Source organism: Glutamicibacter arilaitensis Re117, from assembly GCF_000197735.1.
GTDB classification, from domain to species: domain Bacteria; phylum Actinomycetota; class Actinomycetes; order Actinomycetales; family Micrococcaceae; genus Glutamicibacter; species Glutamicibacter arilaitensis.
This window is the reverse complement of record NC_014550.1, coordinates 332,843-354,228: the sequence shown is the minus strand read 5'-3', so window position 1 is coordinate 354,228 and position 21,386 is coordinate 332,843. Positions and strand designations below refer to the sequence as shown.

General features: G+C 59.4%; 19 protein-coding genes, 1 tRNA gene and 1 other RNA gene. 14 read left to right on the top strand and 7 right to left on the bottom strand.

All coding sequences use genetic code 11. The annotated features are described in order from the left end of the window. Positions 1–5: 5 nt before the first annotated feature. Positions 6–572: a histidine phosphatase family protein gene (locus tag AARI_RS02040; protein WP_041648331.1), complete on the bottom strand. Its 567-nt coding sequence runs from the start codon at positions 570–572 to the stop codon at positions 6–8. Between the two features lie 186 nt (positions 573–758). Here AARI_RS02040 and AARI_RS02035 point away from each other — a divergent pair, with 186 nt between their 5' ends. Further along, positions 759–2,165: an amino acid permease gene (locus AARI_RS02035; protein ID WP_013347714.1), complete on the top strand. Its 1,407-nt coding sequence runs from the start codon at positions 759–761 to the stop codon at positions 2,163–2,165. A gap of 64 nt (positions 2,166–2,229) precedes the next feature. On the opposite strand, the gene AARI_RS02030 is transcribed toward AARI_RS02035, so the two are convergent. After that, positions 2,230–2,952, bottom strand: a complete 723-nt coding sequence (locus AARI_RS02030; RefSeq protein ID WP_157867064.1) for a YoaK family protein — start codon at positions 2,950–2,952, stop codon at positions 2,230–2,232. Between the two features lie 122 nt (positions 2,953–3,074). Here AARI_RS02030 and AARI_RS02025 point away from each other — a divergent pair, with 122 nt between their 5' ends. Beyond that, on the top strand, positions 3,075–3,764 hold the full coding sequence (locus AARI_RS02025; protein ID WP_013347712.1) for a DsbA family oxidoreductase: 690 nt from the start codon (positions 3,075–3,077) through the stop codon (positions 3,762–3,764). A 4-nt stretch (positions 3,765–3,768) separates the two neighbouring features. On the opposite strand, the gene AARI_RS02020 is transcribed toward AARI_RS02025, so the two are convergent. Beyond that, entirely contained in the window at positions 3,769–4,392 is a 624-nt protein-coding gene (locus tag AARI_RS02020; RefSeq protein ID WP_081461072.1) for a LytR C-terminal domain-containing protein, read from the bottom strand. A 78-nt stretch (positions 4,393–4,470) separates the two neighbouring features. Beyond that, positions 4,471–4,773 (bottom strand): type II toxin-antitoxin system VapB family antitoxin, encoded by a 303-nt coding sequence (locus tag AARI_RS20020; RefSeq protein WP_013347710.1) that lies wholly within the window; start codon positions 4,771–4,773, stop codon positions 4,471–4,473. A 275-nt stretch (positions 4,774–5,048) separates the two neighbouring features. Between AARI_RS20020 and AARI_RS02010 the strand changes: the two genes are divergently transcribed. Then, entirely contained in the window at positions 5,049–6,089 is a 1,041-nt protein-coding gene (locus AARI_RS02010) for an isopenicillin N synthase family dioxygenase (protein WP_013347709.1), read from the top strand. A gap of 106 nt (positions 6,090–6,195) precedes the next feature. Here AARI_RS02010 and AARI_RS02005 read toward each other — a convergent pair whose 3' ends face one another. Next, a complete protein-coding gene (locus AARI_RS02005; protein ID WP_013347708.1) occupies positions 6,196–6,561 on the bottom strand; it encodes a VOC family protein in 366 nt (121 codons plus the stop codon). Between the two features lie 131 nt (positions 6,562–6,692). Next, positions 6,693–6,780 (bottom strand) — tRNA-Ser (locus AARI_RS02000). Positions 6,781–6,968: 188 nt separating this feature from the next. On the opposite strand from AARI_RS02000, the gene AARI_RS18395 reads away from it, so the two are divergent. From AARI_RS18395 to AARI_RS01960, 10 genes are all read left to right on the top strand, one after another. Then, complete coding sequence (locus AARI_RS18395; RefSeq protein ID WP_013347707.1) at positions 6,969–8,501, top strand: HNH endonuclease signature motif containing protein; 1,533 nt, start codon at positions 6,969–6,971, stop codon at positions 8,499–8,501. Positions 8,502–8,608: 107 nt separating this feature from the next. After that, positions 8,609–8,705, top strand: an RNA gene (ffs, locus tag AARI_RS18910) — signal recognition particle sRNA small type. A gap of 26 nt (positions 8,706–8,731) precedes the next feature. Then, positions 8,732–9,652: a tRNA glutamyl-Q(34) synthetase GluQRS gene (gene gluQRS / locus AARI_RS01990; protein WP_013347706.1), complete on the top strand. Its 921-nt coding sequence runs from the start codon at positions 8,732–8,734 to the stop codon at positions 9,650–9,652. Between the two features lie 9 nt (positions 9,653–9,661). Then, on the top strand, positions 9,662–13,189 hold the full coding sequence (locus AARI_RS01985) for a DNA polymerase III subunit gamma and tau (protein ID WP_065763523.1): 3,528 nt from the start codon (positions 9,662–9,664) through the stop codon (positions 13,187–13,189). A 90-nt stretch (positions 13,190–13,279) separates the two neighbouring features. Then, positions 13,280–14,092: a recombination mediator RecR gene (recR, locus tag AARI_RS01980; RefSeq protein WP_013347704.1), complete on the top strand. Its 813-nt coding sequence runs from the start codon at positions 13,280–13,282 to the stop codon at positions 14,090–14,092. A gap of 183 nt (positions 14,093–14,275) precedes the next feature. Continuing rightward, on the top strand, positions 14,276–15,898 hold the full coding sequence (locus tag AARI_RS01975) for an MFS transporter (RefSeq protein WP_013347703.1): 1,623 nt from the start codon (positions 14,276–14,278) through the stop codon (positions 15,896–15,898). A gap of 8 nt (positions 15,899–15,906) precedes the next feature. Continuing rightward, on the top strand, positions 15,907–16,383 hold the full coding sequence (locus AARI_RS18390; protein WP_013347702.1) for a MarR family winged helix-turn-helix transcriptional regulator: 477 nt from the start codon (positions 15,907–15,909) through the stop codon (positions 16,381–16,383). 186 nt (positions 16,384–16,569) lie between these two features. Beyond that, complete coding sequence (locus AARI_RS19525; protein WP_102598671.1) at positions 16,570–16,779, top strand: hypothetical protein; 210 nt, start codon at positions 16,570–16,572, stop codon at positions 16,777–16,779. 20 nt (positions 16,780–16,799) lie between these two features. Continuing rightward, positions 16,800–17,351 (top strand): hypothetical protein, encoded by a 552-nt coding sequence (locus AARI_RS01965; protein WP_013347700.1) that lies wholly within the window; start codon positions 16,800–16,802, stop codon positions 17,349–17,351. A gap of 181 nt (positions 17,352–17,532) precedes the next feature. Further along, on the top strand, positions 17,533–18,819 hold the full coding sequence (locus AARI_RS01960; protein ID WP_013347699.1) for an aspartate kinase: 1,287 nt from the start codon (positions 17,533–17,535) through the stop codon (positions 18,817–18,819). A 70-nt stretch (positions 18,820–18,889) separates the two neighbouring features. Here the strand turns inward: AARI_RS01960 and AARI_RS01955 are convergent, their stop codons facing one another. Beyond that, a complete protein-coding gene (locus tag AARI_RS01955; protein ID WP_013347698.1) occupies positions 18,890–20,497 on the bottom strand; it encodes an alkaline phosphatase D family protein in 1,608 nt (535 codons plus the stop codon). A gap of 123 nt (positions 20,498–20,620) precedes the next feature. Here AARI_RS01955 and AARI_RS01950 point away from each other — a divergent pair, with 123 nt between their 5' ends. Then, on the top strand, positions 20,621–21,376 hold the full coding sequence (locus AARI_RS01950; RefSeq protein ID WP_041648329.1) for an aminoglycoside 3'-phosphotransferase: 756 nt from the start codon (positions 20,621–20,623) through the stop codon (positions 21,374–21,376). The last annotated feature ends 10 nt before the right edge of the window (positions 21,377–21,386 follow it).

Below are 21,386 nucleotides of genomic sequence, written 5' to 3'. Positions count from 1 at the left end.
GCTGCTTAGCGCGCGAGTTGTTCAGGCACCTGGTCGTTGACCAATTCGAGCTGCCATTTGCCGGTTTCATTGCCGATTATGGCCACCGAGCCATTGCGGATGGTGTCCAGCTTGTAGCCGGCGAAATGCGAGAGCGTGTAGCGGATGATGGTGCCATGGCAGATCACCGCAACGTTCTTGCCCGGGTAGTCGGACGCAATCTGTGCCATGGCGCGCAGCCCGCGGTCGACCACGGATTCCAGCGGTTCGATTCCGCCGCCGTGCTTATCTGGCCACAGGGCCAGCGCTTCGGTTTCCACCATGCCCTCGCCCTGCGCGTAGTCGCGCTCGATGAGCAGGTCATAGCTCGGGCCCAGTTCAAGGCCCAGCCCTTCGGCGATGATCTGTGCCGTCTCGCGGGCACGCGATAGTGGCGAGGAAACGATCGCATCCCACTGGCCGCCATCGAGTACGCCCACAGCTTCGCGGGCCTGGGACCTGCCGGTGTCATTCAACGGAATATCGCTGGAGCCCTGCAGTCGGCCTTCGAGGTTCCATTGTGTCTGTCCGTGGCGGACGAATCCAAGTTTCATACGGCCATTGTCCCACCGGAACCAATGCGGAAGATACAAGCTGGTGGCCAAGCTCACCATAGATCTGTGACACTATAGTGCATCTTAAAACCCTAAAGCACATAAGATTCTTCACGGCTGTGCCCTGCCCGAGATGCGGGGCATCCCAACCCAACGCACCCCATCTAAGATCCGAGCTTTACTATCGTGAACGAAATAAAGGCGTCTCTCGCCCGCGGGCTGACCGCCCGCCACATCCGCTTCATGGCTCTCGGCTCAGCTATCGGAACGGGCCTTTTCTACGGTTCCTCCTCCGCTATCCAGGCTGCCGGCCCTGCCGTTCTCTTCGCATACATCATCGGCGGCGCTGCCGTCTTCATCGTGATGCGCGCCATGGGCGAGATGGCTGTCAAGCATCCGGTTTCCGGATCCTTCGCTCACTACGCTTCGCGGTACCTGGGTCGCTTCGCCGGCTTTGTCACCGGTTGGACCTTCGCCTTTGAAATGGCGATCGTTGCCATCGCAGATGTCACCGCCTTCGGCATCTACATGGGCTTCTGGTTCCCTCAGGTCGCACAATGGATCTGGGTTCTGGCCGTCGTCTTGCTGATCGCCTCGATCAACCTGATGAAGGTCAAGGTCTTCGGTGAAACCGAATTCTGGCTGGCCGCCATCAAGGTGACCGCGATTATCGCCATGATCATTGGCGGCGCCGCCCTGATCATTTTCGGATTCAACGCACCCGATACCGAGACGGCTACCGGTCTGGCTACCCTGATGAGTGCCGGCACGCTGTTCCCTAACGGCTTCGTTGGCCTGCTGCTGTCGTTCGCTGTGGTGATGTTCGCCTTCGGCGGCATTGAAACCATCGGCATCACCGCTGGTGAAGCCGCTGATCCCGCCAAGGCGGTACCGGCGGCCATCAATACCGTGCCATGGCGCATCCTGCTCTTCTACGTAGCTTCGCTGGCCGTAGTCATGATGCTCTTCGACTGGCGCCAGATCGACGGTTCGGCCTCGCCATTCGTGCAGATCTTCGACGGCTTGGGGATCCCTGCCGCTGCCCACGTGCTCAATGCCGTGGTCATTACCGCAGCTGTTTCCGCGATCAACGCGGACACCTTCGGTGCTGGACGCATGCTTTACGCAATGTCTGAAATTGGCCACGCGCCGAAATCCTTCGGACGCATCTCGCGCAATGGCGTGCCTTGGATGACTGTCGTCATCATGGCCGTCGTGCTGCTGGTGGACGTGGTGCTCAACGCCCTGTTGCCAGAGGCGCTGTTCACCATCATCGCGTCTATTGCCACCTTCGCTACCGTATGGGTCTGGATCATGATTCTGACCTCGTACCTGGCGATGCGCCGCAAGGAAGCCGCGGCGGGCCGCGGACCGGCAGTCGCCCGGGAATACGCTGTGCCAGGTGGCACCGTGGCCGCATGGATCGCGTTGGTCTTCATGGTCTTCGTTGTAGTGCTGCTGGCACTGAGCCCAGCCACGCGCGTAGCCCTGTACACCGGCATCGCATGGCTGGTGCTGCTCGCCCTGCTCTTCAAGCTGCTGGTTCGTCCAGCTGCACCGGTCAAGCATGACAGCGACTCGCTGCTGGGCTGATCGCCCACGAATAAAATATGCCTGGCTTCGCATAAAGCTAAGCCAGGCATACTTTTATGTTCATTTAGCTGATCTCGGTCAAGGTACCGGCACGCGGCCCCGAAGGTTCGTCCGGATCATCCGGCGTGCGTAGCTCTTGGATCATGGCCAGGCTGGCCCAGATGAGCATGCCGGCCGCGACGATCCACAAGCTGCCCAGTCCCAAGCGCAAGTAGGCCAGCACTCCACCCAAGGACCCGAGGGTGATCATCAGCCACAGCAAGGCGTAGCGCGTCCACAGCAGCCGGTAGACGCCGCGATCCGATCCTGTAGCCAGACCGATGATGGCCCCGCCCAGTGCTTGCCCCAGCTTGACCAGCGTGCCGGTCATATAAGTCAGGCCCAAAGACACCTCGCCCGAACGCGAATAGGAAACGTTGACTACGCCCATGGCGGCGGCCAGCAGCAAAGCCGTCAGCTGCGGCAGGAAGTATCCCGAGATGGCTGCGGCAAGCAGCAGCATCGCGCTGAAGTACATGGCCACCGGGCGGCGCATCTTTTTCAGTGGGTAGGTAATCAAGGTTGCCAGGATTACGCCGCCAACAAAGCAACCCACCAGGGACATCGCCATGCCCCATCCGGCGAAGTCTCCAGTCATCAGCGCCGCAGAGGAACGGGTGGAGTTACCGGACATGAAGGACAGGAAGTACCCGCCGAAGTGGACGAACCCGACGCCGTCGACGAAGCCCGCCATTGCCGTAATCGTCCCGGCGAAGAGGATTCCACGCCACCGAAGGTTCTTTGCCACCTGTACCGCTTTCTCTCGATCATCAACACCAGCAGTGCCCTGCAAGGCCACTTCCATTATCCGCCTCGAACCGGGTAGCCGAGAATGCGGAATGCAAGGGGAGCAAAAGTTGTTATCCCAGCATGAGCGAAAATACAGCTGCCCCATCCGCGCAGGACAAGCGAATCCGCGTTGACATCTTCTCTGACATTGCCTGCCCGTGGTGCTTCATCGGCAAGCGCCGCTTCGAAAAGGGTGTCGAGTCTTTCGAGTACTCGCAGAACGTGGATGTCTACTGGCATTCATACCAGCTGGACCCGAGCCTGCCCGATAACTACGACGGCAGCGAGGCCGAATACCTTTCCAAGATGAAGGGGTTGGGACAGGAACAGGTCATGCAAATGCTTGATCATGTCACCGCCCAGGCTGCCGGCGAAGGCTTGAACTACGACTTCGAGAATCTGAAGGTCGCGAACTCTTTCACCGCACTGCGCGTCTTGGAATACGCCAAGCAGCATGGTGCCGGGAACGAAATGAAGGAAGCACTGCTTTCTGCGCATTTCGAAAAGGGCCTGAACACCGGAGATGAAGAAACCTTGCTCCAGCTCGCTGGCCAGCTAGGACTGGATACCGATGAGCTGCGCACGAATCTGGCTTCCGGCGCCTACGCCGAGGAAGTCAACGCGGATATCGCTCAGGCACGAGAACTGGGCATCAGCGGAGTACCGTTCTTCATCATTGACGGAAAGTACGGCATCTCCGGCGCGCAGCCTGCCGAGGTGTTCGCAAATGCGCTCACGCAAGTGCATTCAGGAAACGTGCAAGGCGCCTAACCGGCTACTTGGCGCAAACCAACTTGCCGTCTGAAGTATCGAGCTTGCGTTCCTTTTCCAAGCCTTCGTACTTCTCGCCCAGTGCCAGGTCCACTCGGCTTCCCCACTTCTTCTCGTCATAGATGAAGACGGTGCCGGGGACCTGGCGCTGCACGGTGAATGCCTGAGCATAGCCATCAGGTCCGGCAATGACCGCCCCGGTGGTACCGGCAAGCGATTTCCAACCGGAAGTCAGCGAGAAAATCTTGAAGCCGCGCTCTTCCAGTGCTTTCGCGGTATCGCTGGCCAGTCCTGAAATGTCGGTCGTGTTCAGGACCCGTATTTCAACATCTCCAGGTTTCTGATATTTGAAATTGACCGCCGGGCACTTGGCGTTTTCGATTTTTGTTTCACTGGGAGTCGGGCTTTGGGCAGCAGTGGGCTCGCCGCCGAGCTTCAAGGTTCCATTGAAAACGAGGACCGCTCCGGTCAATACTGCGATGACCAGCAGGGCCATCACGGTGAAAACAATGTTCTGGCGTTTGCGAGCACGCTTCTTAGCCTGGCCATCCGAGCTGAAGCTCAGTTCCTGCTCGTCAACAATATGCGCCCCGTGCCACTGCCCCGGGTCTTCGCGATCACGCATCATTCCACCTTGCTCTGGTCAGTCTTCGGCAGCCACTGGCCCGAAGGCAACCTCATCGTCGTCCTCGTGGCGCTAGCTTATCTAACTAGCGTCCAGATCCAATATGCGTGCATGTATTACTGAGCGATGATGAAGCGCCGAACGCAACGCACGGTGCATTCCGTCTTCCAGGTACAGGACGTCCCGATAGCGCACGACATGCGGAAACAAGTCACCGTAGAAAGTGGAATCCTCTGAGAGCAATGTTTCAAGATCCAGAGTGGATTTGGTGGTGACAAGATCCGCTAGCTTCACCTGCTGAGGAGGCAGCTCGCTCCAATCACGGGTCGAGGAATAGCCATGGTCAGGATAGGGGCGGCCATCGCCTACGGCTCGAAAGATCACTATTCAAGCATACGGATAAACTCTCCGCTTCTCCCAGAAATACAGATCAAACAGCAATTTCAGTTGCAACGCCGGTGAATTTCGCCTCCGGCTTCGGATTGGTGCCAGCGGCAATATTCTCCACCACTGGACATTCGGGCAGATGCTACATCTCGGTTGCGTATTTTCAAACGAAGAACGCGAAAAAGCAAGGATTGTTACGCCAAGGGAAACTTGGGGGAACGGGGCGTAACTTTAGCTAGTAACAATCGCGTCACAAGGTGCACTCTAGGTTTATGAATAACGTAGTCACCAAGATCCCACTGCTCGATATTTCTACCTCGCGCAACGCTGACGGCTCGTTCAACGAGGAATTCGTTGCCGCGCTTCGCGACGCTGCGCACCGCGTCGGCTTCTTCCAGATCGTGGGCTACAGCTCCCAGCTTGGACAGGATCAGGAACTGCTGGACACGATTGCAGAATTCTTCAGCAAGCCAGTTGAGCAGAAGATCAAGCTCGACAACCGCAATAGCGCCCAGTTCCGCGGCTACACCCGCATGGGCACTGAAATCACCCGAGGCCGTGCCGATGCCCGCGAGCAGATCGACTACGGACCACAACGCGAGACCCTGGCGGTTGTCCCGAAGGACAAGCCGTACTTGAACCTGCAGGGCCCCAATCAGTTCCCCGAGGACTTCCCTCAGCTGGAACAGCGCGCCATGGCGTGGGCCGAGCTGATGAACAAGACCGGCCACGAACTGCTGTCGGCCATCGCTGTGGGGCTGGGCTTGCCGGAGGATCACTTCGATGAGCCATTCGCCAACACACCATCATGGATGGGCAAGCTGGTGCATTACGTTTCCGGCGATGTCGTTCCAGAATCGGGTAACCAGGGCGTTGGCCTGCACGCCGACTACGGCTTCGTCACCCTGTTGCTGCAGGACCAGGTCGGCGGGCTGCAGGTGCAGCCCTACGGCCAGGAAGAGTGGATCGAGGTGCCACCTACTCCAGGGGCCTTGGTAGTGAACCTGGGCGAGATGCTCGAAGTCGCCACCAACGGCTACCTGATGGCCACCATCCACCGCGTGATTGCACCACCAGCTGGTGTTGACCGGTACTCGGTACCGTTCTTCTACTCCCCTCGTCTGGATGCAGTAATCGACAAGGTCGAACTGCCAGCCGACTTGGCGGCCGAAGCTCGCGGTGTCTCCGATGATCCGGAGAATCCGATGCTGGCTTCCTACGGCGCGAATGTGCTCAAGGGCTGGTTGCGTGCGCATCCGCAGACCGCGGCCATCCACTATCCGGAACTGGCAAAGAACCGCAAAAGCGCTTAGATGTTCTGCTCCTGCAGGGATCAGGAGCTAGCACCATCAAGATTCGTGGCGTCGAGCCGGCAGAAAATGCCGGTTCGACGCGACCGGTCTTTTAACCCGCAGCGCTTCAGTCGTTCGCGGCTAGGACGCAGAATTCATTGCCTTCAGGATCAGCCATCACGATCCAGCCCTCGTCTTCGTGCTGCCCCACATCGGCATAGCTCGCGCCCAGAGACAGCAGCCGGTCGGCTTCATCGGCCTGAGCGGTGCTGTGCGGACGCAGATCCAAATGGAGGCGATTCTTGATGCTTTTGGTTTCAGGCACCTGCGCGAAGGTCAGTGACAGTCCCCCATCACCTTGGAATTTGGGCCCGATGCTGACTAGTCCAGCTTCTTCCATCAGCACTTCATAATTCAGCGCTTCGCACCAAAACCGCGCCAAGAGCATCGGATTGTTGCAATCGAGGCAGATTTCGCCCAATACACTCGCCATGGCCATACCTTCTTGAAAATTGCAGAACAGTTGCCATGGATACTACTCGCCAGATTCGGCCAGCACTTGGGCGGGAGCAAAAAAATAATGTCCCGGTCCGTCGTTTTCACGACGAGCCGGGACATTATCATTGGCGGAGGATAGGGGATTTGAACCCCTGAGGGCGTTAACCCAACACGCGTTCCAGGCGTGCGCCATAGGCCGCTAGGCGAATCCTCCTCAGTTTGCTCCGTGGAGCAGGATCCAGCATATCTAAATTCTCGCTCAATCACGAATCGGGCGTTACCTTGCCGTTTCCCTAGGCGCCACCAAGGCGCACATCCCCTGAAATTCGGTGATTTTGACGCTTTTCACCAGCTCGTATTTTTCTTCAAACTCGGCCAGCCGGACGAATCAATACTATAAACATGAGCAAAAGAGAGGTATTTCACAGCAGCGATGATCCTCGCCGCCTGCCAATTAGTCCTCCGGGGACAAGGAACATCCCCGGAGTCGATGGCCTCTGGGCCGCGAATCTCGATAAGGATAATCTCTTCACCCAAATCGCAGCCACTGCAACCAGGCTCTACGAACAATCCCCGGTGACCAGTTCGGCCCAGGGGCTGGACAGGCTGAAAGCGATCGCACGGTTGCGCAGCATGCTGGATGCGGCCGAGGCAGCTGTGCTGGCTGACAGCTACGAGTACGCTGTCGCCGATGCAGTGAGCCAAGGAACCCAAGAGTCTCTGCTGGGGGAACCCGAGGAAAGCGATGAAGGCCAATCCGCTTACTACTACGGCGTGAATCGATCAGACGAGTCATTGATCCGGTCATGTTTCGTTGCCGAGGTGGCTGCTGCAATGCGCACCACGGAGAAGAAGGCACAGGACAAGCTGTTCTTCGCCGAGGGACTGCGTCACCTTTGCGCAGAGACTTTGGAGGCACTGAGCATCGGTGAGATAACCACCAAATCCGCGCAGGAAATCGTCAAGCACTGCCAGGATCTTGCACCTGAGGACGTGAAGCTGCTGCAGCATACGCTGTTGCCAATAGCCCGGCATGCCACCGACTCCGCGATTATCCAACGTGCCCGGAAGATGCGTGAAAGACTCCATCCAAAGCCGATCGAGGAACGGCACAAGAAGGGCGCGGAGGATCGAAAGGTCACCTACTGGCATGAAGCTAACGGAATGAGCGTCATCCAGCTCTACATGCCGGTAGAGAAAGCGCTAAGCATCATCAACACGGTCAATTGGCATGCAGTGCGCAATCTCGATTCGGCCGATGAGCGGACCGAACAGCAACGTCGGCTGGACATCATTTGCGACGCGCTGCTTGATGGCTGGCCAGCTACCGAAGGTACTGCGTTGAAAGCACGCGTTGCCGTCACGATTCCCGCATTGGAAATGCTGGCTGATCCAAAACGAGCGTTGGCTGATCTGGAAGGCTATGGGCCAATTCCAATGGGCACCGCTCTGTTGATTGCTAAAGACGCCCCGTCATTCATCAAGGTGCTCACCGACCCTTGGTCAGGGGCAGCCATAGACGTCGGTCGCGAAAAGTACCGCCCCTCTAAAGCTCTTCGCGATCTGTTGCGCCATCGAGATGTTGTCTGCCGTTTCCCGGGGTGCAATCGTCCTGCAGAGACTTCGGAGATCGACCATATCGATGCTTGGGGCAACGGCGGGCACACCACGCGGAGCAATACGCATTTGCTGTGCAAGCGCCACCAGATGTTCAAGCACGTGATGGGCTGGCAGGCCACCTACCTTCCCGATGGGTCCGTTAATTGGCGTTCCCCCAATGGCGTGATGTGCGTTGAGCTCCCCGGCAGCGTCACCACCGTCCAGAACTTTGATTTCGAAAAGGAACAGACGCCCATGCTGCCAACTGCCCAACTCGACGACAGGGTTCGACGCGTGCTGGGCTGGGTTGAACCGCCAGAAAGGGAAACGGGCTGAGCACGAAACTCCTGCGCGAGCAACATTCTTGATCCGAGGTCAGCCAGTTGAGAGCAAGCGCACGCCTGCCGATTTTTATCCAAGCGCCTACCTCAGGTAGTATTTTTGGTGACCCCTCGTGTGGTGTCATCCTGTTGAACTCCCCCAGGACCGGAAGGTAGCAAGGGTAGATGGGCTCTGGCAGGTGCATGAGGGGTCTTTTACTTTTACGCAAGCCGAATGGAGTCCACGTGGGCGCTGGCCGTTTCGCCCCTAGCCCTTCTGGGCCACTCCACCTTGGCAATTTGCGCACGGCCATCCTTGCCTGGCTTTTCGCCCGTTCCACTGACCGTGATTTCTTGCTGCGCATTGAAGACTTGGATCGCGTACGTTCAGGCGCCGAGACCACTCAGATCAATGAATTGGCATCTTTGGGTTTGGACTTCGATGGCGAGATGCTCCGACAGTCCGACCGCCTTCCTGTTTACCTTGAGGCCGTTGAACGGCTCAAGGATCGCGGCTTGGTCTATGAATGCTTCTGTTCGCGCAAAGACATTGCCGAGGCCGGAAGCGCTCCACATGCAGCCCCCGGAGCCTACCCGGGAACCTGCCGTGAGCTGAGTCCCAGCGAACGCGAAGCCAAAGCTAAGAATCGTCCTGCGGCCTTGCGCCTGCGTTCGCAAGTGAACGAATTTTCTGTTCATGACGAACTGTTCGGCGACTACACCGGTGCGGTTGATGATTTTGTCCTGATTCGCAACGACGGCGCTCCTGCCTACAACCTTGCTGTAGTCGTGGATGACGCATTCTCAGGCATCGACCAGGTGGTGCGTGGTGATGATTTGCTCTCCTCGGCGCCACGGCAAGCTTACTTGGCGACACTTTTGGACTACGAGGTCCCGGTCTACGCACATGTGCCGCTGGCGCTGAATTCCAAGGGCCAGCGATTAGCTAAACGCGACGGCGCGGTAACACTCGAAGAGATCACCGAACAAGGCCTGCTTCCAGCCAACGTTGTGACGATTTTGCTAGAGTCATTGGGCTTGCCCAGCACAAGTTTGCAGGCAGCTCTACAAGCTTTCGATCCGGCGGCTCTGCCACGTGAACCGTGGATCGTCGATCCAGAGAATATTGTCCAACAGCTGATGCCTCCGGCATCACGCAACCGATAGGGAACCGGTGTGAGTACAGCGCTATATCGCAGATATCGTCCCGATACGTTCGGCGACGTCATCGGACAGGAGCACGTTACTGCGCCCTTAATGACGGCGTTGGAGAAGAACCGTGTAAACCACGCATACTTGTTCTCCGGCCCGCGCGGTTGCGGCAAGACGACGTCTGCCCGCATTTTGGCCCGTTGCTTGAATTGCGAGCAAGGTCCTACCCCGGTTCCTTGCGGTACCTGCGCTAGCTGTGTGGACTTGGCCAATGGCGGCCCTGGTTCATTGGATGTCATCGAGATTGACGCGGCCAGCCACGGTGGCGTGGATGATGCCCGCGATCTGCGTGAGCGCGCAACCTTCGCTCCTACCCGTGACCGCTACAAGATCTTCATCATCGATGAGGCTCATATGGTCACCGCTGCCGGCTTCAACGCCCTGCTGAAGATTGTTGAAGAGCCGCCTGCGCACATCAAGTTCATCTTTGCGACTACTGAACCGGAAAAGGTCATTGGCACCATCCGTTCGCGCACCCATCATTACCCATTCCGTTTGGTTCCGCCCGAAGCTCTGCTGGCATATCTGCAGTTGCTCTGCGAGCGCGAGAACGTCCAGGTAGCCGAAGGCGTATTGCCGCTAGTCATCCGTGCTGGCGGCGGCTCGGTCCGAGACACGCTCTCGGTGCTCGATCAGCTCATCGCAGGCGCCCGGGACGGGAATCTCGACTACGAAACAGCCATTGCGCTGCTGGGATACACGCACTCCACGCTGCTCGATGAAGTCACCTTGTCACTGCATGAATCCGATGGTGCGGGATTGTTCGGCGCCATTGACCGGATCATCCAGACCGGTTTGGATCCACGGCGCTTCGTGGAAGACGTTTTGGAACGCTTCCGTGATTTGATCATCGCCAAGGCCATGCCAGAAGGCTTGGAGAAGATCTTGCGCGGCGTGCCTGAAGACCAGCTCGAAGCCCTGCGCTTGCAAGCAGGTTTGGTTGGGGCCGGCGAACTATCGCGCTGGGCAGATGTCACCAACAAGGCACTGAGCGAAATGACCGGCGCAACTTCGCCGCGACTTCATCTGGAATTGCTGGCCGCGCGTTTGATGCTGCCAGGTTCGCAGAACTCGGACAGCTCCTTTGCAGCGCGGTTGGATCGCTTGGAACGCCACGCGATGACCGGCGGCGCGCTTCCAGCTCTTGATGAAGACGAGGCTTCGGGTGCTCCTGGCGCAATCAACGCAGCTCCTAACCCAGCTGCCGCGCGTCAGGGAGCTGCCGCAGTACGCGAGGCCTTGGCTGCAGCCAAGTCCCGCCTAGGTGGAGCCCCGGCTGAATCCCAGGGCGCGCCAGCTGCTCAAGAGCAGCCCGCCCAGGTGCAGCCAGAGCAGGCCCAGCCTCAGCAACAGTCTTCCCAGGCTCAACAGCCTGCAGCGCAAGCAACCCCCGTTCAAAACCAGCACCCTGAGCAATCTGAGGAGAACTCGTCTTCGGCAACTGCCGCGCAACCAGTGCGTTCAGCTCAGCCTGCTGCCTCGGCACAGCCGCAGCAGGCTGAGGATGGTGATCCAAATGCTCCGCTGGATCCAGGAGCCGCAGCTTCGCTGAACACCGGCGAAGCTGCCGACTGGGGCGCAACTTGGGGTCCTAAGGGTGATGTCCATCCGGTAACCACCGAGGTCCAGCCTGGCCCTAGCACTCCGGCAGCTCGTCCAGAAGGCGTAGCCCCATTCAGCTTGGTTCCTGACCCTTCCAGCGGCGAGGATCTGTCCTTCGGCACCGGTGTTTCCATCGATGATGTGAAGCAGAATCCTGCCATGGCCGAATTTGCGCGACGTGCCGCTGCCAACCGTGGACCACAAGCACCAGCACCAGCTGGCGCACAGCCACAGCCAGCTGAGAATGCCAGCCAACCTGGCGTAGATGCTCAGCAGGAGCATGCCCAGCGTGCGCAAGCTGAGCGCGAAGCACAGCAACGCGCCGCACAAGAGCAAGCCCAGCATGAACAGGCTGAGCGCGAAGCACAGCAACGCGCCGCACAAGAGCAAGCCCAGCGTGAACAAGCCCAGCATGAACAGGCTGAGCGCGAAGCACAGCAACGCGCCGCACAAGAACAAGCGCAGCGTCAGCAAGGCCAGCCACAGCAGCACGCACCGCAGCAGGCTGCTCCAAACGGAATGCCGCAAGACCATCAGCAAGCACCACAGGGTTCCGGCTCACCGGTAGCAAAGTTCCAGCAGGCCTGGCCGATGATTCTGCAGCAGCTGCAGGGCAACTCCCGCGTCCTGCATTCCATGGTTGCCACTTACGGCTCCGTGGCAGGCTTCGATGGCCGCACCTTGACCTTGGCGTTCAGCAACACCGGGCCCATCGTGAATCTGCGCAACCGGCCGGATTTGATGAGTACCTTGACCGGGGTCCTCTCCCAGGTCCATGGTTCGCCACTGGAAGTGGTCCTCACCGAAGGTGGTTCCAACCCCAACGGTGGTGGTTCCCCAAAAGGTGAGCGCCGGCCAATCCCGGCGCCAATTCCAGCACCAACTAAGTTCACCAAAGCTGTAAGTTCTGCTGGGGCTGCTGCGCGCGCCGCGGCAAGGGCCCAGGCCGCTGCTCCGGCACCACAGCAGCGTCCGGCGGTTGCCGCGCCTAGCTCGGCACCGGTGGCTCCTGCGCCACGCGCCCATGACGGGTACGCCAGCGCTTACGAGGATGTTCCGCCTCCTGCCGATGAGCCCTACTTTGACGAGTCTCCATACCCGGATGACCCGTACTTCCAGCCCGCTGGCAGCGCTCCGCCAGCACCTCCGGCGCAACCACAGCCACAGGCTGCGGCACCAGCTGCTGCTGCGCCGCCCTCCCCGGTGGCCCCCGCTCCAGCAACTGGCGCGCCACGGAATTTCGGTGGACCTCCGGTAGCTCCCAAGCCTCGGATGACCGCTGGCATGACGGCACGCCAAGCTGAAGGCGGCATGCCGAATATCGAGCGTCCGGTGTCGTCGACACCGCTGCACCCTGGAAGCACCACCGGCTCTTTCGAGAATCTGGCGGCTCCTGCACCTGAGACGCAGGCATCCTCGGCCCCGGCTTCGCCGGAGGTGGCTTCTGCCGCCGCAGCACCGATGCCTGAGCGTCCTGCTGCGCCACGCCCTCAGGAACAGCCCCGTCAAGAGCCTGGTGCCCCGGTGCAGCAGCCAGCGACTCCGGAATCGGCTCCGAGCTGGGGTGCGCCGCAGGCTGAGGCGGAACCCGCATCGGCTCCGGCCCCATTGGGACGGATGAGCCGCTACCAGCAGCTGATGGATCAGGCGAAGAACGCACCCAGTGCGCCAGCGCCTGCCCAAGCGGCTACCGGTTGGGGCGGACAGGCTTCGAGGCCAGCTCCCGCTCCCGTGCAGGAACCCGAGGAATTCGTCCCGAGCGACGATGACATCGAGGTCGAGGACTCGGCACTGATCGGCGTTCCTGCGGTAGAACGCTTGCTCGGCGGAATGGTTATCGAGCAACGCGACGTTAACGGGAATGTAGTGGAGATCAAGCGAAGCTTGTAGCCGGCACCACGGCCAACTGTCGCAGTGAGACACTAGGGTGTACCAAGGAACAATTTCACGGTATTAAAGCAAGGTAGAAAGTAGGCGCACGTGTACGAAGGTGCTGTACAGGAACTGATCGACGAGCTCGGTCGCTTGCCTGGCATCGGCCCGAAATCGGCTCAGCGCATTGCTTTCCACATTCTTGATGCCGATGCCGAGGACATGACCCGGCTGGCCGCCTCGATCCAGCTGGTCAAGGAAAAGGTGAAGTTCTGCGAGATCTGCTTCAACATCTCGGAGCAGGAAATCTGCGCCATCTGCCGCGATGAGCGTCGCGATGGAACCAAGATCTGCATCGTCGAAGAGTCCAAGGACGTGCTGGCCATTGAACGCACCCGCGCGTTCTCCGGCAAGTACCACGTGCTGGGCGGCTCCATCAATCCACTAGCGGGCATCGGTCCGGAACAGCTTCACATCCGCGAACTGGTTACGCGCTTGGCCGATGATTCGATCACCGAATTGATCCTAGCCACTGACCCTAACCTTGAGGGCGAAGCCACCGCCGTGTACCTGGTGCGTGCTCTGGCTCCCCTGGGTATTCACATCACCCGCTTGGCTTCTGGCCTGCCGGTTGGCGGCGACTTGGAGTACGCCGATGAGGTGACTTTGGCTCGTGCCTTCGAAGGACGCCGCGCCGCTGGCCGCACCGCTCCGGGGCCGGCCCGGCTCAAGGCCGAAAAGCAGGAGGCCACGGAGAAGGATGAGCAGGAAGAATCCGAAGATCCTGCACAGAAGCCCAAGGCCCAGCTTCCCGAGCCACGCCTGCTGCACGTTGGCGGCAAGCCGGTTGATTCCGGCACCGGGTGTGAGGCTTCTTCGCATCCTGTGGTTCCCGAGATGGATAACCGCCGCAGCCAATAATTTTATTGCGTTTCAACGCTCTGCGCCCTGCTGATTTATCGGCCTGGGCGCAGAGCGTTTTTCCTTGCTGGCGTCGGGATGTGCCATAAAGCACGCTTAGTTGATAATCATCAACTATCGCCGTATAGTTGACATCAATCAACCATTCAGGCCTTAATTCCTGACCCTATTTTTGGAGCTTCCATGACCGCAACCGCACCGGTCGCCAAGCCCAAGATGACCCACCGCGAAATCCTCACTGCCCTCACGGGCATTTTGATGGGCATGTTCGTCTCCATCTTGGCCAGCACCGTAGTTTCCAGCTCGCTGCCTGTGATCGTTTCCGATCTCAACGGCAGCCAGACCGCTTTCACCTGGGTTGTCACAGCCACCCTGCTGGCAACCACCATTTCCACCCCGATCTGGGGCAAGCTCGCCGACCTGGGCAACCGCAAGCTGCTCTTGCAGATTGCGCTGGGCATCTTCGTCCTCGCCTCGGCCGCAGCAGGCTTCTCGCAGAACACCAGCTTCCTGATCGCCATGCGCGTTATCCAGGGCCTGGCCGGCGGCGGCGTGGGCGCCTTGGCCCAGATCGTCATGGCCGACTTCCTCTCCCCTCGCGAACGCGGCAAGTACATGGGCCTGTTCGGCGCAGTCATGGCCGTCGGCACCGTAGGCGGCCCGTTGATCGGCGGCTTCGTCACCGACGCCATCAACTGGCGCTGGAACTTCTTCATTGCCCTGCCTTTCGCCGTCGCTGCGGTCATCTTGATCCAGCGCACGCTGCACCTGCCAGCCATCCCCAAGCGCAAGGTCAAGATCGACTACTGGGGCATTCTCCTGCTTTCCGCAGGTGTCTCGCTGCTGCTGATCTGGATGTCTCTGGGCGGCTCGCAGTTCGAATGGGCATCGATGACCAGCTACCTGATGATTTCCGGTGCTGTAGTCATGCTGGCGCTGTTCGTTGTAGTGGAAGCCAAGTCTTCTGAGCCGCTGCTCAGCCTGGGCCTGTTCAAGAACCGCACCTTCACCTACGCGGTCATCGCTTCGCTGGCCGTTGGCGTTTCGATGTTCGGCACCTCGGTGTTCCTCAGCCAGTACATGATCATGGCACGCGGGGCCTCGGCCACCATGGCCGGCCTGATGACTTTCCCATTGATGGGCGGCCTGCTGGTCATTTCCACCATCGGCGGTGCGATGATCTCGCGCACCGGCAAGTGGAAGGCGCTGGTAGTTACCGGTTCGGTGCTGATCGTAATCGGGCTGTTCCTGTTGGGAACCATCCACTACGACACCAACTACGCGCTGGTAGCCACCTACATGTTCATCCTCGGTGCCGGGATGGGCCTGGTCATGCAAAATATGGTGCTGGTGGTGCAGAACTCGGTCCACGTCAAGGAACTGGGTGTTGCTTCGTCAGCTGTCAACTTCTTCCGCACCTTGGGCGGTACTGCGGGTACCGCTGGCTTGGGCGCCGTGCTGGCAGCCACCGTGCCGAACATGATCGCCGATCGCCAGTCTGACCTAGCCGCCGCCTTGGCGACCATAGGAGACCAAGCCAAGGAGCTGACTGCGGCGTTGGGATCGGGCACCCTGCCTTCGGTAGCCACGATGCCAGAACCAGTCCGAGTGATTTTCGAATCCATCTACGGTGATGCAGTGCCTTCGCTGTTCACCCTTGCCGCACCGCTGTCCCTGATCGTCGTCATCGCTGTTTGCCTGATCCCCAACCAGTCGCTGAAGACCCAGACCGCAACCGAACGCATGCAGGATCTCGCCGCTGAGGACCAGGGCGGAACCAAGCCAGAATCGCCAGCTGGCAGCTAGGAGATCCGGTGCAGGTTTCAAGCAAAGCCGAAGACGCCCCGACTGCGGAACGTCCCGATCTCTACGCGTCAGCCGAACAGGAATTGTTTTCACTGATCGCGCTGACAGCGCGTGCCAAACGGGAATTGGCCACTCGGCTCGACAGCCGGCTCACCCCGGGCTACCTGCCCGTGCTGGGCATGATTCTGCGGAGCCAACGCATCACCCAGTCTGAAATCTGCGAACACTTGCTGGTCGACAAAGCTGCGCTATCGCGCATGATCACCAAGCTGGAACAGCTGGCACTGGTCAAGCGTGAAGTCGATCCGGAAGACCGCAGGGTCTTCCACCTCCTGCCTACCGAGCTTGCGGTAGAAAGGTGGCATGAATGCTTCCAAGGGTGGCGGACAGAGCTCCGCTCGCGCATGACCAACTGGGACAATGAGGATCTGTCGGCACTCATCGATCTTCTGAGCCGATTGAATTTGGAAATCAAGTCCCTCTAGAGCGTTCCAAACCCTGGCCGGTCTTCTCGGAATCACCGAGAAAACCGGCCGGGGGCATTTAATCGCCTTTGCTTGAACGGGCATTCCACGGCTTCAAGACTCTTCCCCCATTCAAGGCCCATTCCTCGGCGCCAGGCGGCGGCAGCCGTGGCCAACTTGTCGTTGGAGCTTGCTAGGTTTTGGCACATGAGCGAATCACTGAGCAGAGCCGAGAAAATCGAAAACCACACTGGGTCAAGCATGGAGGAATGGGCAGGCATCATGGATGCCGCCGGCCTGCGCGGCATGAAGCAGAACGAACGGGTTCAGATGCTGCTTCCGCTGATGCAGGACCAGCAAGAATGCGGCAGGCTCCTCTGGGCCCGGCGCATCGCTTCGGAGTACCGGCAGTTCTAAACCCGTCCTAGACTGTCCTCATGGCAATCAAAAGCAGCAACCTCGCAGCCATCGCCAAAGCCACCGGCATCGAGTGGGACCAGTGGTGCTCCAAACTGCGCGCCGGCGGAGCCGACAAACTTACGCATAAGCAAATAGCCGAACTGGCTTTCACCCACATTCCCCCAGCTGTCGATAATCCAGGCTGGTGGGCTCAATCCGTGGCTGTGGCCTATGAGCAGCAAATCAGCAGACGCCTACCCGGCCAAGCCCAAGACGGCACCTTCCAAGGTTCGGTAAGCAGCACCATCGATGCTGATCTGGATACGGCATTGGAACGCTGGGTCGTCTGCGTCCAAGGGCGCAACGAGTTCAACGGCCATAAACTTTCCGAACCTGCACGCACCAGCGGCTCAGAGCGATGGCGCTATTGGCGAGCTGATTTCAGCGATGGCACCAAGGCACAGGTAGACATTGGGCTCAAGGGTGAAAAATCCTCGGTAGCCATAAACATCACTAAGGCTGAAACACCTGAGCAGGTGTCTGAGTGGAAGAGCTTTTGGCGACAAATTTTGGCTGAATTCAAGGGATAGCCAGTGTTTTTCAACAACTCGCACTGAGGTTCCTAGGCAATATGACCAATGGTTACCGCCCCAACTAGGACATGTCGCCCCGTAGCTGTCACAATATTTATCTGGTAGATGTCTCGCGCCCAAGTTCTTTAAAAAACCACCGGCGGCGAGGCACAGCTTTCAACAGGTGGAGTGAGTGCCCATGGGCCTAATTGTTCAAAAATTTGGCGGTTCTTCCGTTTCAGATGCCGAAGGCATCAAGCGTGTAGCGCGTCGAATTATTGATACTAAATCCAAGGGCCATGACGTCGTCGTCGTTGTTTCGGCAATGGGCGATACCACCGATGACCTGCTCGATCTGGCTGGCCAGCTCACTGATGAAGCTCCAGCACGCGAGATGGACATGCTGCTCTCCGCTGGTGAACGCATCTCGATGTCGTTGCTTGCGATGGCAATCAACCAGTTCGGTGAGCAAGCTGCTTCTTTCACCGGCTCGCAGGCCGGTTTGATCACCGATTCCACCCATGGCAAGGCACGCATCATGGAGGTCTCGCCGCAGCGGGTACGCCGTGCCATCGACCGCGGCTTCATCGCGATCGTCGCCGGTTTCCAGGGCATGAGCAAGGAATCCAAAAACATCACCACCATGGGTCGTGGCGGCTCTGACACCACCGCAGTGGCGCTGGCCGCAGCCCTAGGCGCCGATGTCTGCGAAATCTACACCGACGTGGACGGCATCTACACCGCTGATCCGCGCGTAGTGCACTCGGCCAAAAAGATCGAGACGATCACCAGCGAAGAAATGCTGGAAATGGCCGCCAGTGGCTCAAAGATCTTGCATCTGCGTTGTGTGGAATACGCCCGCCGTTTCGGCGTGCCACTGCATGTGCGCTCTTCATTCAGCACCAACGAGGGCACCTGGGTGCTCCCGGATCCCGAAGACAAAATCAAAATTCAAGAGGGAGAACCCTTGGAACAGCCAATCATCTCAGGTGTCGCCCACGACCACTCCGAAGCCAAAGTCACCATCATTGGCGTGCCTGATATCCCGGGCAAGGCAGCACAGATCTTCGGTGTCATCGCCGCGGCGCAGGCCAACATCGACATGATCGTGCAGAACATCTCGACCCGCGGTTCGGGTGCCACCGACATCTCCTTCACGCTGCCGATGACCGAAACCAAGCATGTGCTTGAAGCGCTGAACACCGCCAAGCCGGAAATTGGCTTCGAGGATATCGAGCATAACGACGAGGTTGGCAAGCTCTCGCTGATCGGCGCTGGCATGCGCTCGAACCCAGGGGTGTCCTTCACCTTCTTCGAAGCGCTGCACCGCGCAGGCGTTAACGTGGACATGATTTCCACTTCCGAGATCCGCATCTCCGTGGTCACCGACGCTGACAAGCTCAACGACGCAGTGCGCGCCATCCACACCGCGTTTGATCTGGATACCGATGTGGAAGCCACCGTCTACGGCGGCACCGGCCGCTAGCCGGCAGCAAGACATAGCGAAGAACGCCTGCGGAATTTTTCAGTTCCGCAGGCGTTCTTCGCTTAATCAGCTACTTGGCAGGTTCCAGCGTCTTGGTGTAGACGGTTTCGCCCAGCCCGTTGCGCAAAGTCACGGTGAACAGATCCTGCTCGTCCAAATCAACATGGCCGAAGAACTGCCCCTTGCCATCGCGAGGCGACTGGTTGGTGGTACCGGCCTTGGAGAACTCGACCTTCGGGCCGAAGGTGCCATCCATTTCATTTGGCCCGAAGGAACCGGCGTTGACCGGGCCGGCCACGAATTCCCAGAACTCGTTGAACTCGCGGAAGGCGGCGCGCTCTGGCGAATAGTGGTGGGCCGCGCAGTAGTGCACGTCGGCAGTCAGGAAGACCACATTCTTGATGCCGCGATCCTTGATGGCCTTGAGCAATCGCGCCAGTTCCAGTTCGCGGCCTAGTGGTGCGCCGTGGTCTGCATTGGAAATGGATTCCTGGGCCTTGCCATCGGGAACAATGATGCCCAGCGGCAGATCGTTGAGGATGACCTTCCAGGTGGCCTTGGACTTGGCCAGCCCGTCCACCAGCCAGTTCAGCTGTTCCTCGCCGAGGATCGCGGTGGCCTTCTCTTCCATTCCGGCGGTGTTCTCCGACTTGTAGCTGCGCATGTCCAGCGCGAAGAGGTCCAGTACCGGGCCTCGGGAGATTTTGCGGTAGATGCGGGCAGCCTCGAATCCGGTGCCGCCGTTCATGGCGCGCGGGTCGGCGATCGGCTGGTATTCCTGCCAGGCCTGGCGGCCGCGAGCAGCCAATGTGTTGATATCGCGCACGGTGTAGCGCTCATCTTGGATAACCTCGCCTGGCCACCAGTTGTTGTGGGTTTCGTGGTCATCCCACTGGGCAATCACCGGAACTTCGGCATACATGGCCCGCACGTTGTGGTCCATCAGGTTGTAGCGGTGCCGGCCGCGGTACTCGTCCAGGGTTTCGGCCACCTTGGAGACTTCTTCGGTGACCAGGTTGCGCCAAATCTGGCCGTCAGGTTCCATGACCTCCCCGGCAATCGGGCCGTCGGCATATATCGTGTCGCCGCTGTGCACGAAGAAATCCGGCTTTGTCGCATGCATGGCCGCGTAGGCGCGCATTCTGCCGATTTCTTCATTGATGCCCCAGCCCTGGCCAGCCGTATCGCCGGACCAGACAAAGCTCTGGGCCCGGGAGGCATCTTGATTGCGGCGACCGGTCAGTGCAGGTGCGGTGCTGAACCAGCCGTTCTGCATCTCGCCCAGGGTTCCGTTTTCGTCTTCGAAGCCGATACTGACGGCGAAGCGCGTCCCGGCAGGCAGATGCTGGGCATTGATCTTTGCAGTGAAGTCGGTGGTCTCGCGGGCGTAGGCGCCGCGCAAAGTCTTGGCGAATGATCCGCGGCCCCGGATGATATTTCCAGTTTCGTCTACCGCGCGCAGTTGAGCACGCAAGCGGCCCTCGCCGGAGCTGCGGGCCCAGAACACGGCATTGCTGGTGGAGACATCACCCATGGAAAACCCGCTGGTCAGGCCAAGTCGGGAACGCACTAGACGGGGGCTGCTGGATGCCAGCGCTGCTCCAGTCGGCCCGACCAGGGTTAGGGCGCTTGCACCGAGCGTACCGGTGAGCAATTTGCGACGCGAAATACTAGTCATGCGTGTCGTTGGCAACGGCAATCCAATGGCTATGAACGAGCGAGCACACCTGCGTGAATTTTCAAGCCGCTTTGGATTCATCCAGCCCGCCACCGAAACGCCGAATGCTGGCAGACTTGGAAAATGGGTTCAACACGAGTGATTTCCGGCCCGCCACCGGCGGATCATCCTATTCCCCCGGCGGTGCGCGCTGCAGCTGGTCCTGAAGAAATCGAGGGTATATGGCAGAACGCTCTTGGCGGAGTCACTTACCGCATCGGAAATGGCGAGCGGACGCGCTTCGCCAAGTGGTCGCCGGGATGCCCTCCCGAAGAAGAGTGCGATCTGACGGCTGAAGCCCAGCGCATGAGCTGGGCAGGAGAATTCATTCGGGTCCCGGAAGTACTCTCCTGCGAGGACCACGCTGACGGCCAGCTGCTCGTCACCGCTGCATTGCACGGGCACAGTGCAGCCAGCAGCCTGGGCAAAAGCGACCCTGCACGCTCAGCCCGCGCTGTCGGCCAGGGACTGCGGCAAATGCACGATGCTTTGCCCGTTGGAGCATGCCCTTTCGACTGGGACCTGGAATCCCGTATTCATCACCTTCCAGCTGGGCAGCGGGCTGAATTGCTCGCCGAGGCCCCGGAACTGGATCTTGTGGTGTGCCATGGCGATGCGTGCTTGCCAAACACGATCATCACCGACGACCATGCTTTGAGCGCGCATGTGGATATGGGCAAGCTGGGACTCGCAGACCGCTGGGCAGATCTGGCAATTGCCGCGTGGAGCACCGAGTGGAACTACGGGCCTGGTTTCGAACAGTACGTCTACGCCGGCTACTGCACCGAACCGGATGAACGGAAAATCGCGTTCTACCGCGGGGTCTGGGACGCCACGTAGGATGCCATCG

Excerpts from the sequence above, each read along its gene's own strand:
- AARI_RS02040 (WP_041648331.1), bottom strand. The coding sequence starts at position 572 with ATGAAACTTGGATTCGTCCGCCACGGACAGACACAATGGAACCTCGAA.
- AARI_RS02025 (WP_013347712.1), top strand. The coding sequence starts at position 3,075 with ATGAGCGAAAATACAGCTGCCCCATCCGCGCAGGACAAGCGAATCCGC.
- AARI_RS02020 (WP_081461072.1), bottom strand. The coding sequence starts at position 4,392 with ATGATGCGTGATCGCGAAGACCCGGGGCAGTGGCACGGGGCGCATATT.
- AARI_RS02010 (WP_013347709.1), top strand. The coding sequence starts at position 5,049 with ATGAATAACGTAGTCACCAAGATCCCACTGCTCGATATTTCTACCTCG.
- AARI_RS02005 (WP_013347708.1), bottom strand. The coding sequence starts at position 6,561 with ATGGCGAGTGTATTGGGCGAAATCTGCCTCGATTGCAACAATCCGATG.
- AARI_RS18395 (WP_013347707.1), top strand. The coding sequence starts at position 6,969 with ATGAGCAAAAGAGAGGTATTTCACAGCAGCGATGATCCTCGCCGCCTG.
- AARI_RS01975 (WP_013347703.1), top strand. The coding sequence starts at position 14,276 with ATGACCGCAACCGCACCGGTCGCCAAGCCCAAGATGACCCACCGCGAA.
- AARI_RS19525 (WP_102598671.1), top strand. The coding sequence starts at position 16,570 with ATGAGCGAATCACTGAGCAGAGCCGAGAAAATCGAAAACCACACTGGG.
- AARI_RS01965 (WP_013347700.1), top strand. The coding sequence starts at position 16,800 with ATGGCAATCAAAAGCAGCAACCTCGCAGCCATCGCCAAAGCCACCGGC.
- AARI_RS01960 (WP_013347699.1), top strand. The coding sequence starts at position 17,533 with ATGGGCCTAATTGTTCAAAAATTTGGCGGTTCTTCCGTTTCAGATGCC.
- AARI_RS01955 (WP_013347698.1), bottom strand. The coding sequence starts at position 20,497 with ATGACTAGTATTTCGCGTCGCAAATTGCTCACCGGTACGCTCGGTGCA.
- AARI_RS01950 (WP_041648329.1), top strand. The coding sequence starts at position 20,621 with ATGGGTTCAACACGAGTGATTTCCGGCCCGCCACCGGCGGATCATCCT.